This is a genomic window from Blautia sp. AF19-13LB, from assembly GCF_003479105.1.
GTDB lineage: Bacteria > Bacillota > Clostridia > Lachnospirales > Lachnospiraceae > Fusicatenibacter > Fusicatenibacter saccharivorans.
In genome coordinates, this window is sequence record NZ_QUGO01000004.1 from 192,004 (window position 1) to 206,233 (window position 14,230).

Here is a 14,230-nt window from a genome sequence, read left to right on the forward strand (position 1 = left end):
TGGAAAGCCGCGTGCAAGCGAAGGAGGAGTCACATAGGAAAACCCGTGTGGCAATCCAAAGGCGTGATGCGGACCGAACTAGAGTAGGGAAGTGTGTGAGCCATGAATCAAGAAAAGCCGCTATTGTTTTTAAGATACCCGTACCGTAAACCGACACAGGTGGATGAGGAGAGAATCCTAAGGCCGGCGGAAGAAGCATTGTTAAGGAACTCGGCAAAATGACCCCGTAACTTCGGGAGAAGGGGTGCCAACGAGAGTTGGCCGCAGAGAATAGGCTCAAGCAACTGTTTAGCAAAAACACAGGTCTATGCAAAACCGTAAGGTGAGGTATATGGGCTGACGCCTGCCCGGTGCTGGAAGGTTAAGAGGAGAGGTTAGCGGTAACGCGAAGCTTTGAATTTAAGCCCCAGTAAACGGCGGCCGTAACTATAACGGTCCTAAGGTAGCGAAATTCCTTGTCGGGTAAGTTCCGACCCGCACGAAAGGCGTAATGATTTGAGCGCTGTCTCGACAATGCATCCGGTGAAATTGAAGTACCAGTGAAGATGCTGGTTACCCGCGCCAGGACGGAAAGACCCCATGGAGCTTTACTCCAGTTTGGTACTGGGGTCCGGCAGTGCATGTACAGGATAGGTGGGAGGCTAAGAACCTGGAACGCCAGTTTCAGGGGAGCCGATGTTGGGATACCACCCTTGTGCTGCTGGGCTTCTAACCAGCGGCCTTAAACAGGTCGGGGGACAATGCCAGACGGGGAGTTTGACTGGGGCGGTCGCCTCCGAAAGGGTATCGGAGGCGCTCAAAGGTTCCCTCAGAATGGTCGGAAACCATTCGAAGAGTGCAAAGGCAGAAGGGAGCTTGACTGCGACACCGACGGGTGGAGCAGGTACGAAAGTAGGACTTAGTGATCCGGTGGTATTAAGTGGGAATGCCATCGCTCAACGGATAAAAGCTACCCTGGGGATAACAGGCTTATCACTCCCAAGAGTTCACATCGACGGAGTGGTTTGGCACCTCGATGTCGGCTCATCGCATCCTGGGGCTGTAGTAGGTCCCAAGGGTTGGGCTGTTCGCCCATTAAAGCGGTACGCGAGCTGGGTTCAGAACGTCGTGAGACAGTTCGGTCCCTATCCGGCGTGGGCGTAGGATATTTGAGAGGAGCTGTCCTTAGTACGAGAGGACCGGGATGGACTGACCTCTGGTGTACCGGTTGAACCGCCAGGTTCACGGCCGGGTAGCCAAGTCGGGAAGGGATAAACGCTGAAGGCATCTAAGCGTGAAGCCCCCCTCAAGATTGAGATATCCCATTCGAAAGAAGTAAGACCCCTTGAAGACGACGAGGTAGATAGGGCAGGGGTGGAAGTGCCGTAAGGCATGGAGCTGACTGTTACTAATCGGTCGAGGGCTTGACCTGAAATGCAAAACAAAAGTTTTGCAGAAAATGGTTGTGTTCGGAAAGAAAGTATGGTATGATGTATAGATGTTAAGTGTATGCGGTTTTGAAGGTATATCTAGCGTAGGGGATTGGTCAAATGGTATGATAGGGGTCTCCAAAACCTTTGGTGGGAGTTCGATTCTCTCATCCCCTGTATTAGAAAAGAGTGAAGATACAAAATCTTCACTCTTTTTTCGTATTATTTAAAAGAAAAGTCTAACAGAACAGGATTTACAGAATTTTAAGATATTTTTGTAAAGCAGGACTGTTTTTTATGGTGTAAATAAGGTACAATAGAGCCACAGAACATATTCAAAAATAATGAAAAATGAAACATGAGAAGGGAGTGGGTGTAACGTGAGCAGAGAAAAAAATGGAAGCCGCGGCACGGTAAAAGCTGTCATTTATCTTCTGATCGTAGTAATCCTTGCTGGAATGGTTGTTTATCTGACGCAGTCGCTGCGGCGGGACCGGGAGCCGGAGATTACGGGGACGTTTATTGACAGTAAGCTGGAGGCGGCGGGGGAGCTGACGTCGGCGAAGATGATTTATAACGGGCTGATTCATTACTCGGACGGGTCGATTCCGTTTCTGACGCAGAAGGCGTTTAATATGACATACCGTGCAGAGGTACGTGCGGGCGTGAATCTCGCGAAGGCGAATACGGAGGTGACGGATTCAGAAGTAACAGTTACACTTCCGGCAGTGGAGATTTTTGATATTTCCATCGACAATGATTCCATCCAGTATTACGATGAGAAGGCAGCGCTTCTGAACTGGGAGCGGAAGGAAGATGCGATGGATGCAATCGCGAGTGCGAAGGAGGATGTAGAGCAGCAGACGAAAGAAATGGATGACCTGGAAACGATGGCACAGGAACAGGCGAAAACATTGATTACCGGAATGCTGTCCGAGACGGTCGGGGACAAGACATTGGTTGTAAAATTTGAAGAATAGTACATAGACGGGATGTCGGCACTTCTTTTTGGGGGATAAAAAAAGGAGGGCCGGTATTTCTTCTGGCAGAAACACCGGCATTATGAAAAAGAAAAATCTATATAAATTGGAAAGAATATTAGGTTGGGACAACGGTTGAAAGATAGAGGAAGATGATTTGTTGTCCCTTTGTTTTGATACGTTTAGTATAGTTGTCATATGTGAGGAAAGTGTGAATGGAGTTTGAAGAAACTTTGAAAAGATTTGTGAATGGCGCGGGTGAACATCGGAACATCCCAACGCCCGGATATCGCCGAATTTGTATAGAATTAACTTGAAAGTGAACACTGCTTCATGGTACAATCGTTTGGCATGTGTGAAATATGAGTTACATTTGAGAGGACAAAAACTATGGACTATAAACTGCTGCTGGACACCGCAGTCATGGCGGGAGAAATCCTGCTGGAAAGCGGGGCGGAGACGTGGCGGGTGGAGGATACCATGCTGCGGATGCTGCGCATGTCCGGCCTGAAAACTGCGGATGTACTGGCGCTGACGACCGGCTTTGTGGTAACGCTCGACGACCCGGCGATGGATTCCATGACTGTTATGCGCAGCGTAGAGAGCCGTGCAACGGATCTGAACCGGATCCATGCGGTCAATCAGCTTTCCCGCGATTTCTGCGAAGGAAATATCGACCTGGATGCGCTGTTCCACCGGGTGCGGGATATCTATCGTGCTAAGTCGGAAATTAAAAAAAATCTGCTCGCGATGATGGCGACGACCGCAGGCTTTGCAATCATGTTCGGAGCCGGGTTCTACGAAGTGCTGGCATCTGCACTTGCAGGTTTTATATCAGGAATCGGTGTTTACGGAGGAAAAAAAGCCGGGATGCAGTCGTTTCTTGTGAACTGTATCGGGTCATTTTTGCTGGCGGTCACATCGATTCTCTGTGTTCATTACCTGCCGGGGACCATGGATCTGAACGTCATTATCATTGCATCGATCATGCCCCTCGTACCGGGTGTGGCGATCACGAATGCGGTGTATGATACCCTGCACGGCGACTACATTTCCGGTGCGGCACGGATGCTTGAGGCGTTTGTAACCGCTGCGGCCATCGCAATCGGCGTGGGACTTGGCATGCTGCTGCTCCGTCCACTGGTGCGGTAGAGAAAACCGATACAGAAAAAAGATGAGGTTAAAGCAAAAATATGAGAATAGCAGGTGAAATCATCCTGAAATCCCTTGGAGCCTGGGTTGCAATCTGGGGATTTTCAAGACTGTTGAACGCACCAAAAAAGCTGGAATGCTACACGGCCGGTGTCGGTATGATCGGCTGGGCGGTCTATCTGATCGTGGAAGTATTCAACGACGGCATTCTGATGAAGAACTTTCTTGCCGCCGTTGCCGTCGCCCTGGTTTCCCAGGCAATGGCGCGTCATTTCAAAGCGCCGGTGATCCTTTTCGTGATCCCGGGCATTCTTCCGATGGTGCCGGGAGCCGGTATGTACCGCATCGTCTACTCGATCGTTATGGGGCCGGAAAACATGGTTGGAACGTATCTTTTAGAGACAGCGACCGCGGCAGGCGCAATTGCCCTTGGAATTTTCCTCGGAGAAGCGCTGCAGAAGGTATTTTTTTACGAATTCCATAGGTGATTTACGAAAAAAGTGAGAAATTTGCCAAAACCAAATTTTTTGCTTTTTTTTGTCGGATTTTATGATATACTTAACAGTGTATGTGCCCTTGGACGAAAGAAGAAATCTATAGGGGCATTTTTAAGGAAAAAAGAAGAGAAGTAAGTAAAGTGCAGACACAGAACTATGAGGAGCAAAAAATATGAAGTTTGAAGATGATGATTTAAAGGACGGTAAACTTTGGGCTGCCCTGCAAAAAGAGATTGACCGTGACCTGGCGGAAAAGGAGAGCGGTGAAACATTCCAGGAAGAACTGGCAGACATCGAAGACTCCATTGAATTTGAAAGCAAAGAAACAAAAAGCGAAGATCACATCCCGGATGAGACTGCAAATTTAAGTAATCTGCGAAGTGTCCTTGAGGCAACTGAGCGTGCAAAAGACGAAGAAGCGAAGCAGAAAATGAAGCAGACCAAAGTGGAGCCTGTGACGCAGGACATCGAGATTCCGGAATTTACAGAAGAGGAAGAAGAAATCGAAGAGACGCCGGCGGAGACAAAAACAGAATCGGAACCGGAAGAAGTGATGGTGGATGATGATCTGATCATCAACGATCCATTCGCAGATGAGGATGATCTGCTGGGAGAAGAGAAGACAGAGACCAAGGGTTCGGAGAAAGAAGTGCTTGGTGATCAGGTGGAAGCCGCAATGGAGCGCCTCGTCAGCGACACGGTAGGCCATATCCCAATGCCGGAAATAGACGATGAGGATGATGACTACGACGATTATGAGGATGACGACGAAGAGTACATTCCGCATGGCGCAAAACCGCAGAAGAAAAAGGGAAAAGGCGGTGCGGTTATCGCCGTTGCAGCCGTTGCTGTTATTGCTGTGGGAGGCTTTTTCTATGGAAGCAAAATGTTCCATTACCAGAATTATTTTTTCAACGGAACAACCATCAACGGAGTAGACTGCTCAGATATGACGGCCAAAGAGGCAGAAACGAAAATCAAAGAGCAGGCTGCAAACTATACCTTAAATGTAAAATTCAAAGACAATGATACGAAGAGTGTCAGCGGAAAAGACATCGACTACACCTACGCCGGAGACGGCAGCGTGGAGAGCGTGTTAAAGAAACAGAACAGTTTCCTCTGGTTCCTGGGAAATGGCGGAAAAGAGAAAGATTCCCAGGTCACCATGCAGTACAGTCAGGAAAAACTGGATGCGGTGATTGATGGATTTGACGAATTCCAGTCCGCAGACGGTGAGAATGCACCGGCCAGCGCCTACATCACCTTCCAGAACAATGAGTTTGAGATTGTGGATGCTGTTATGGGTGAGGGAATGGATCTTACCCTTGCAAAACAGTGCATCGAAAACGCGCTGATCAATGCGGATACCGAAGTGGATCTTGAAAAAGCAGGCGTTTACGACGGAACCTTGGTAACAGCAGATGACGAAACACTGAATGCACAGAAGGATCAGTTAAATGAACTGGTACGCGCAAGCATCACATACAGTATGCCGGATGGAACAACACAGGTTCTTGACGGAAATACCATGAAAGACTGGCTGGCAGTCGATGCGGATGGAAATTATTCCAAAGATGAAAACCAGTGGAATGAAAGAGTAAAAGAATATGTGGCAAATCTTGCGGCAGCGATTGATACCGATGGCAAGGATCACACCTTCCCGGCAACCGGTATCGAAGGCGGCGTGACCATCAGCCAGGAAGGCTACGGATGGAAAGTGGATCAGGAGCAGGAGATTGCAAAGATCGCAGAAGAAGTAGATGCTCACGCAGCAGATGCAAGAGAGCCGCAGTATGCGCAGAGAGAGTTTGCTGCTTCCACAGAGAACAACGGATTCGGCAAGACGTATGTTGAGGTTGATGCCAGCCGTCAGCATATCTGGCTCTACAAAGATGGAAATCTGGTTGTCGACGGTGACTGTGTAACCGGTCTGATGGAGCAGAGCAGCTACACGAAGCCGGGTATCTACACAACCGCAGCAAAAGAAAGCCAGAAAAAACTGCACGGAGAGCTTCAGGCAGACGGCAGCTATTCCTGGGAAAGAGATGTGGATTCCTGGATTCCGTTCAATGGAGAGATTGGTTTCTACGATGCTTCCTGGAGAAGCAGTTTCGGCGGAAACCTGTATCTGACTGCAGGATCGACGACAGGATCTGTTGCACTTCCGACTGCAGTGGCACAGGCATTATATGACAATGTCGATGGCGGAACACCGGTTATCATTTATTATTCCGAAGCTTATGAGGTAAGTGAAGACACGCTTACTGTGACACAGGCACCGGAAGCAGATGACGAAAATGTCGATGATACGACGAATACCACGACAGTAACGCCGACGAGAACGCCATCCTACACGTACGATGATTACACGCCGTCAACTCCATCAACCCCATCAACTCCATCAACCCCATCAACTCCATCAACCCCATCAACTCCATCGACCCCGTCTACGCCGGAACCGACCGCAGCACCGACCGAGGTCCCGTCTACGCCGGAGCCGACCGTAGCACCGACCGAGACCCCGTCGACACCGGAACCGAGCGCACCGGATCAGGGAGACCATACGGGTGACGATGATTACCCAGGTAAGGGCGAGAGCTGAGAAAAGAAGAAATAGAACATAAAAAATACGCATTCCGTTATCAAAACAGGAATGCGTATTTTTTATGAGAAAGAAACTGTTAAAAATTAATTTTCCGGTACGAACAGTGTGACAAGATCCATCGGGGAAGTGATGGTGTAGTCCGGGTTTTCGGTCTGACCAAAACCGTATGCGGCATGGACAAACGGGATTCCGGCCTCGTGTGTCGCCTTGTAGTCGCCGTCGGTATCGCCGACATAGACCGCGTGCTGCAGATGGTTCTGTTCGATGATTGTACGGATGTTGTCTGCCTTTGCCTTTCCGGTATCGCCAGGACAGAGATGGCCTTTGAAATAGTGACCGAGGCCTGTGGCTTCCAGAAAAACTTCGATATAGCCCGCCTGGCAGTTGCTTACGATATAAAGCGGGTAATGTCTGGAAAGAATAGAAAGTGCATCGACAAGTCCCGGATAAACAGGAGCCGGTGTCGCAAGAAGTGCCTCATGCTCTTTGGCACAGCATGCCTCGATCAGTTCTAACTGGCGCTCCTTTGGATATTCGTGGAAAATGACGGCGGCGATATCCGGGAGCAGGCGGCCGAACAGGCCTTTTAACACGGCTCCGGTGAGGTTTGGTGTCATATCAGTTTCTTTTTTCAGAATCTGATTCCATGCGTCGGCAACAACGTCTGTGGAGTCCCACAGGGTGCCGTCCACATCAAAAATAATACTGTCGATCAAGAGTTTTTCCTCCATATCTTAAGGGTTTTGGTTATTCTTTTAAAGTATTTATTAATTTTAATCAAAAACACGTGAGAGCGCAATGTTTATTTTGCATTTTGGAGGAAAATGTGGCAAAATAAGAATGATATATTAACAGGAGATTACTATGCAGGACACAATCACAAAGCCATTATTGAAATGGTATGGCGAAAATAAAAGAGTGCTGCCGTGGAGAGAAAAAAAGAACCCGTATGAAATCTGGGTTTCCGAGATTATGCTCCAGCAGACGAGGGTGGAGGCGGTCAAGCCGTTTTATGAGCGGTTTATGCGTGAACTGCCCAATGTCGCAGCACTTGCGGTCTGTCCCGAGGAAAAGCTTTTGAAGCTCTGGGAAGGCCTTGGTTACTATAACCGTGTGCGGAATATGCAGAAGGCCGCACAGAAAATTATGGAAGTGTATGACGGTGTATTTCCGGCAGATTACGAAGCCTTAAAAGGACTTCCGGGAATTGGAAATTACACAGCGGGAGCCGTTGCATCGATCGCGTTTTGCATTCCGGTGCCGGCGGTGGACGGAAATGTGCTTCGTGTGATGGCACGCCTCCGGGAGGACGGTGAGGACATTTTAAAGCAGTCCGTGAAAAACCGCGTGGAAGCGGAATTGACCGAAATCATGCCGGCAGAAGATCCGGGAGCCTTCAATCAGGCGATGATGGATCTCGGCGCAATGGTCTGTCTGCCGAACGGAGCACCAAAATGTGAAGTCTGTCCGCTTTTTGACCAGTGTCTGGCGGGACGGCATCAGACCTGGACGGAATATCCGTTTAAAAAGAGCGCAAAGCCGCGCAGAATCGAAGACAGAACCGTTCTGTTATTTCTGGACGGTGCGCACACAGCAGTGCGGAAACGGCCGAAAAAAGGACTTCTGGCGGGACTTTACGAGTTCCCGAACTTCGATGGCGTGCTCTCCGAACAGGAAGCACTTGAAGAGGCAGAAAAATTCGGCGTGACGCCGCTTCATATTCAGGCATTGCCGCCGTACAAGCACATTTTTTCCCATGTCGAGTGGCATATCACAGGATACGCCATTAAAATTGCAGGAAACGATGTGGAGCAGGAAGGGGAAGAAAAAGCCGGATTGATTTTTGCGGATGCGAAAACCGCGGCTGAAAGATATGCCATTCCGTCTGCGTTTGCGGAATACGCAAAATATACAGATCTGGAACGTGCCTGAAACGGCAGAAGAGCAAAAAAGAGCAGGGAGAAAAAAAGATGAAGATTTTATCAATTGCAGTACCATGCTATAATTCAGAAGCATATATGGAGAAATGTATCGATTCGCTGCTGGTCGGCGGAGAAGAAGTAGAAATTCTGATCGTGGACGATGGTTCCAAGGACGGAACCACAGAGATTGCAGACCGCTATCAGGAAAAATATCCGACGATTGTAAAAGCGATTCATCAGGAAAACAAGGGCCACGGCGGAGCAGTCAACACGGGTGTGGAAAATGCGACGGGTCTGTACTTTAAAGTTGTGGACAGTGATGACTGGGTAAACCCAGAGGCATACCAGAAGATTTTAAATGTTCTGGCAGAAGTCGTACGCGGACCGAAAACACTCGACCTTCTGATCAGTAACTATGTGTATGAAAAAGAGGGCGCCAAGAGAAAACGTGTGATGCGCTATGCGAAATCGCTGCCGGAAGGCCGCTTTTTCGGATGGGATGAGGCGAAAGCTCTCGGCAAAACACATTATCTGCTGATGCATTCGCTGATTTACCGGACTTCTCTTTTAAGAGAGTGCGGCATGAAGCTACCGGAGCACACCTTCTATGTGGATAATCTGGTTGCGTTTATTCCGCTTCCGTACGTCAAAACGATGTATTATCTCGATGTCAATTTCTACCGCTACTTTATTGGAAGAGCCGACCAGTCGGTTAACGAGAAAGTCATGATCGGCAGAATTGACCAGCAGATCCGTGTCAACAAGCTGATGATCGATTACCTTGGTGAACAGAAAGGGCTGTCGAAGTACCTGCGGAAATATATGATCAGCTATCTGACCATTATTATGACGGTTTCTTCCGTGATGATGATGCGCTCCGGAACGGAAGAAAATCTCGAGAAAAAGAACGATCTGTGGAGATACCTGAAGCAGGAGGATGCAGCCGATTACTTCCGCATCCGCCACGGCATTTTCGGAACTGTTATGAGCAGCAAATCAAAACCGGGACAGAAAATTGCAGTCTATGCTTACAAGGTAGCGCAGAAGCTGTATGGATTTAACTAGAAAGTAACGAAGCGGAGGAACGAACAATGCGAGTAGGAATGGGTTACGATGTGCATAAACTGGTGGAAAACCGGAAACTGATTCTGGGCGGTGTGGAAATCCCGTATGAATATGGCCTTCTGGGACATTCCGATGCAGATGTGCTGGTCCATGCCATTATGGATGCGCTTCTCGGCGCTGCAGCACTGCGGGACATCGGACGCCATTTTCCGGACAATGATCCGGCGTATGAGGGCGCAGACAGCATCGAACTGCTGAAAAAAGTGGGTGAGATGCTCGAGGAGCGGATGTATCTGATTGAAAATATCGATGCAACCGTTATTGCACAGAAGCCGAAGCTCCTGCCATACATCGACACGATGGTGAAAAATGTGGCGGAGGCGCTTCATCTCGAAGAGGATCAGGTCAATATCAAGGCAACGACCGAGGAAGGACTTGGCTTTACCGGAAAGAAAGAGGGAATTTCCGCACAGGCGATCTGCTGCATTTCCAAGGCACTCGACCTGATGCCGGACGACCGGATCGCAGGCGGATGCAGCGGCTGCCCAGGATGCGCAAAGAACGCAGAAGAATAAAAGAGAAATGCGATTGCACAAGGCCGGAAGATGTGGTAGACTGGAAGAAGAATAAGGGAGTAGTCGGCGGCATACGTGACGCTATAAGGCCAACAACCGAAGAAAAAGCATTTCTTCTGGCTTTGTATGAAATGACAAGACTTATCTGTATCAACAAATATGGTGCGGATAGGTCTTTTTCTATATAGAAAGAGACCGGTGTACCAGTGGGAACTTATCATAGGAACGCAAAAAAGCGTTTTCAGAAGAAAGGACGGATGGAAATGAAAGAGTATCTGGAAAAAAGTTCGAAGATTCTTGATGAGTTACAGACAACGGAGCAGGGACTTTCCGAGGCGGAAGCTGCGCGGCGGCTTTCCGAACACGGACCGAACCGGCTGGCGGCGGGAAAAAAGAAGAGCAATCTGCAGCGGTTTTTCGAAGAGCTGAAAGACCCGATGATCCTGATCCTGCTCGCCGCAGCGCTGATTTCCGGCATCACATCGGCGTATGAAGGCGAATCGTACGCTGATGTGGTCATTATTCTCACCGTTGTCATCATTAATGCGGTGCTCGGTGTTCTGCAGGAGAGCAAGGCAGAGAAAGCGATTGAAGCTCTGCAGGAGATCGCGGCAGCCACGTCGAAGGTGATGCGCGGCGGGAAAATGGAAGTGAAAAAGAGCGAGGAGCTCGTACCCGGTGATATTGTAATTCTCGAAGCGGGCGATGCTGTTCCGGCGGATGGCCGTATTTTAGAGAGCGCCAGCATGAAAATCGAGGAAGCAGCGCTGACCGGAGAATCTGTCCCGGTCAATAAAACAGCGGATGTTCTGAACGCCGGCGCAGCCAGCGAGGTTCCGCTCGGGGACCGGAAAAACATGGTCTATATGGGAAGCACCGTTGTCTATGGCCGCGGCCGCGCTGTTATCACCGGAACGGGTATGAAAACCGAGATGGGAAAAATCGCCCATGTTCTGACGCAGTCGGCGGATGAGAGCACACCGCTGCAGAAGCGGCTGAACCAGCTCAGCAAAATCTTAAGCGTGATGGTGCTCGCCATCTGTGCCGTGATTTTCGTTGTCGGCATTTTAAAAGAGGGCGTGACGCCGCAGAACATCTTAAATACCTTTATGGTAGCCGTCAGCCTTGCCGTAGCGGCAATTCCGGAAGGACTTGCAGCAGTTGTCACAATCGTGCTTTCCATCGGTGTGACCAAAATGTCAAAGCGGAATGCGGTGATCCGGAAACTGACGGCTGTCGAGACGCTCGGCTGTACGCAGGTGATCTGCTCGGATAAGACAGGAACGCTGACCCAGAATAAGATGACCGTGGTAAAACATGAGGGAAGTGATATAAAACGTCTCGTATCCGTCATGGCACTCTGCTCCGATGCGGAGCCGGACGAAAACGGCGAGGCAGTCGGAGAACCGACGGAATGTGCGTTGGTCAACGATGCGCAGAAAGAGGGATGCCCGAAGAAGAGCCTGTCCGTCCAGTATCCGCGTGTCGGGGAAGCGCCGTTTGATTCGATGCGGAAACGCATGACAACGATCCACCGCGCAAACGACGGAACGTATTTTTCCTGCACAAAAGGCGCACCGGATGAGATTCTGAAGCGGTGTACCTCCGTTTGGCGTGACGGCAGAAAACAGCCGATGACAGAAGCATTCCGGCAGGAAATCCTGTCGCAGAACAAGGCGATGGCAGACCAGGCACTCCGCGTGCTGGCGGCAGCAGGAAGAGCGTGGAACCAGATGCCGTCCTCCCAGGAGCCGGACTTTCTGGAGCAGGATCTCTGCTTTTTAGGACTTTGCGGTATGATTGATCCGGTGCGGCCGGAAGTAGTCGATGCGATCCGGGAATGCCGCGGGGCAGGCATCCGTCCGGTGATGATTACGGGTGACCACAAAGACACAGCGGTTGCTATTGCAAAAGAGCTGGGTATTCTGGAGGCGGGCTGGAAAGCGGTAACGGGAGCCGAGATTGACCAGTTAAGCGATGAGGAGCTTGACCGGAGAATCGAGGAATATGCTGTTTACGCACGCGTTCAGCCGGAGCATAAAGTGCGGATTGTCGATGCGTGGAAGCGGAAAGGCAGAATCACCGCGATGACAGGAGACGGAGTCAACGATGCGCCGTCGATCAAGCGTGCGGATATCGGCATCGGAATGGGCATCACGGGAACGGATGTGACGAAAAACGTGGCAGATATGGTGCTCGCGGACGACAACTTTGCGACGATCATCGTAGCGGTTGAGGAAGGAAGACGAATCTACGATAATATCCGTAAGGCAATTCAGTTCCTTCTGGCATCGAACCTTGCCGAGGTGCTGTCGATTTTCTGCGCGACGCTGATGGGCTTTACGATTTTAAATCCGGTGCATCTGCTCTGGATCAACCTGATTACGGACTGCTTCCCGGCGCTGGCGCTCGGTATGGAGGACGGTGAGGCAGACATCATGAAACGCCCGCCGAGAAATGCGGATGACGGTATTTTTGCGGACGGCCTCGGCTTTGATGTTGCGTTTCAGGGCATCGTGATTACGGTGCTGACGCTGGCGTCCTACTTCATCGGCCACTATCTGGAAGCCGGCCGCTGGGAAATCGTCAACAGCCCGGACGGCATGTCGATGGCGTTTCTGACACTCTCTATGGTGGAAATTTTCCATTCCTTCAATATGAGATCACGGAAAGGTTCTATTTTCCATATGAAGCATCAGAACAAGTATCTGTGGGGCGCGATGGCACTCTCATTTGTCCTCACATCCGCCGTCATTTACATCCCGGCACTGTCGAGTGCGTTCGGTTTTGAGCGGATCAGCGCGTTGGAATATGATGTGGCGATCGGCCTTGGACTGCTTGTCATTCCGGCGGTCGAAATCAGCAAGTGGATCCGGCGGAAATTTGCTTGACAAACGAGAAAAATTTGCATAAACTAGAACAAACGGAAACAGAAAAAGGCTTGGAACGGAAAAAGTAGAAAATCAGAATTGTTTCACAGAGAATGGCAGACAAATGGGGCTGGAAGCTGCCTGAAACGAGGGTTTTTGAAGTGCGTCCGGAAGCTGGCCGGGTGAAGCGGAAAAAGTGGGTAGTCCGGCACGGGTCCTGCACGTTATGCAGAAGAAAAGAAGAGGGCAGGTGTGCCCTTAAAGTAAAGTGGAACCACGGAGCTATTTCGTCTTTATCGGAGATGAAACAGCTCCGTTTTTGAATATTGCCCTTCGGGCAAAAAAGGTGGTAAGAAATAAAAATCTGAAAAAGTCCTGGCAGGAGGCAAGGAGAGGAAAGATGAGTTTTTTCGCGTATTTTAAAGAGGAATTTCAGGTGATTCAGGAGCGGGATCCGGCGATACATTCTCCCATGGAAGTCTTGCTGTATCCTTCATTTCGTGTTATGCTGAAGTACAGACGGGCGCACAAGCTATATCTGAAAGGCCATTACTTTCTGGCCAGGTGGATTTCACAGCGGGCAGCGAGAAAAACCGGTATCGAAATCCATCCGGGTGCGACGATCGGAAAGGGATTGTTTATTGATCATGGTTCTGGTGTGATTATCGGAGAAACAGCCATTATCGGAGACAACGTGACGCTGTATCAGGGCGTGACGCTTGGCGGTAATGGTAAGGAGACCGGGAAACGTCATCCGACGCTGAAGGACAATGTTATGGTCAGCGCCGGTGCGAAGATCATCGGATCGTTTACGATCGGGGAAAACTCCAAAATCGGAGCCGGATCGGTTGTGATCGAGGAGGTTCCGCCGAACTGTACCGTCGTCGGCGTGCCGGGGCACATTGTGAAGCAGAATGATGTGCGGATTCCGAGAAAAAGCATGGATCACATTCATCTGCCGGACCCGATTTTCGAGGATATCAAAGTACTGCAGCAGGAGAATACGGAGCTTACGAACCGTGTGCTCGAGCTGGAGGGCGAGCTGCGTCAGATGAGGAAAAAAGAAAGGACAGAACAGAAGTGACGGAAGTGGGCAAAGAGACAGAAAACGAGGAGCTTTTTCCAGAGGCGGTTTTCGGGGAGAAGGATTATCTT

At 49.9% G+C, this 14,230-nt stretch carries 10 protein-coding genes, 1 tRNA gene, 1 rRNA gene and 1 other annotated feature (1 of these 13 cut by a window edge); of the genes, 11 read left to right on the plus strand and 1 reads right to left on the minus strand.

Features of this window, described 5'->3' with window-relative positions:
• From DWX32_RS19800 to DWX32_RS05965, 6 genes are all read left to right on the plus strand, one after another.
• Positions 1–1,412: ribosomal RNA gene (locus tag DWX32_RS19800) — 23S ribosomal RNA — on the plus strand; it begins 1,591 nt to the left of the window's first position.
• Between the two features lie 103 nt (positions 1,413–1,515).
• Positions 1,516–1,586: transfer RNA gene (locus DWX32_RS05945), tRNA-Trp, on the plus strand.
• 203 nt (positions 1,587–1,789) lie between these two features.
• Positions 1,790–2,389: a DUF4230 domain-containing protein gene (locus DWX32_RS05950; protein ID WP_055268449.1), complete on the plus strand. Its 600-nt coding sequence runs from the start codon at positions 1,790–1,792 to the stop codon at positions 2,387–2,389.
• Positions 2,390–2,779: 390 nt separating this feature from the next.
• Positions 2,780–3,541, plus strand: coding sequence for a threonine/serine exporter family protein (locus DWX32_RS05955; RefSeq protein WP_055221312.1), 762 nt, complete (start codon positions 2,780–2,782; stop codon positions 3,539–3,541).
• 41 nt (positions 3,542–3,582) lie between these two features.
• On the plus strand, positions 3,583–4,029 hold the full coding sequence (locus tag DWX32_RS05960; RefSeq protein WP_022463061.1) for a threonine/serine exporter family protein: 447 nt from the start codon (positions 3,583–3,585) through the stop codon (positions 4,027–4,029).
• A gap of 181 nt (positions 4,030–4,210) precedes the next feature.
• Positions 4,211–6,640, plus strand: a complete 2,430-nt coding sequence (locus tag DWX32_RS05965; protein ID WP_118659411.1) for a L,D-transpeptidase family protein — start codon at positions 4,211–4,213, stop codon at positions 6,638–6,640.
• A gap of 86 nt (positions 6,641–6,726) precedes the next feature.
• Here DWX32_RS05965 and DWX32_RS05970 read toward each other — a convergent pair whose 3' ends face one another.
• Positions 6,727–7,359, minus strand: a complete 633-nt coding sequence (locus tag DWX32_RS05970; RefSeq protein WP_243037561.1) for an HAD family hydrolase — start codon at positions 7,357–7,359, stop codon at positions 6,727–6,729.
• Positions 7,360–7,507: 148 nt separating this feature from the next.
• Here DWX32_RS05970 and mutY point away from each other — a divergent pair, with 148 nt between their 5' ends.
• The 5 genes from mutY (at position 7,508) to epsC (ending at position 14,159) form a co-directional block, all read left to right on the plus strand.
• Complete coding sequence (gene mutY / locus DWX32_RS05975; protein WP_118659412.1) at positions 7,508–8,575, plus strand: A/G-specific adenine glycosylase; 1,068 nt, start codon at positions 7,508–7,510, stop codon at positions 8,573–8,575.
• Between the two features lie 38 nt (positions 8,576–8,613).
• Complete coding sequence (locus DWX32_RS05980; protein ID WP_055227139.1) at positions 8,614–9,630, plus strand: glycosyltransferase family 2 protein; 1,017 nt, start codon at positions 8,614–8,616, stop codon at positions 9,628–9,630.
• Between the two features lie 26 nt (positions 9,631–9,656).
• Positions 9,657–10,205: a 2-C-methyl-D-erythritol 2,4-cyclodiphosphate synthase gene (ispF, locus tag DWX32_RS05985; RefSeq protein WP_022463066.1), complete on the plus strand. Its 549-nt coding sequence runs from the start codon at positions 9,657–9,659 to the stop codon at positions 10,203–10,205.
• 263 nt (positions 10,206–10,468) lie between these two features.
• Positions 10,469–13,096, plus strand: coding sequence for a cation-translocating P-type ATPase (locus tag DWX32_RS05990; RefSeq protein ID WP_118659440.1), 2,628 nt, complete (start codon positions 10,469–10,471; stop codon positions 13,094–13,096).
• Between the two features lie 42 nt (positions 13,097–13,138).
• Positions 13,139–13,373: a binding site (T-box leader), on the plus strand.
• 102 nt (positions 13,374–13,475) lie between these two features.
• Positions 13,476–14,159 (plus strand): serine O-acetyltransferase EpsC, encoded by a 684-nt coding sequence (epsC, locus tag DWX32_RS06000; RefSeq protein WP_055227154.1) that lies wholly within the window; start codon positions 13,476–13,478, stop codon positions 14,157–14,159.
• Positions 14,160–14,230: the final 71 nt, after the last annotated feature.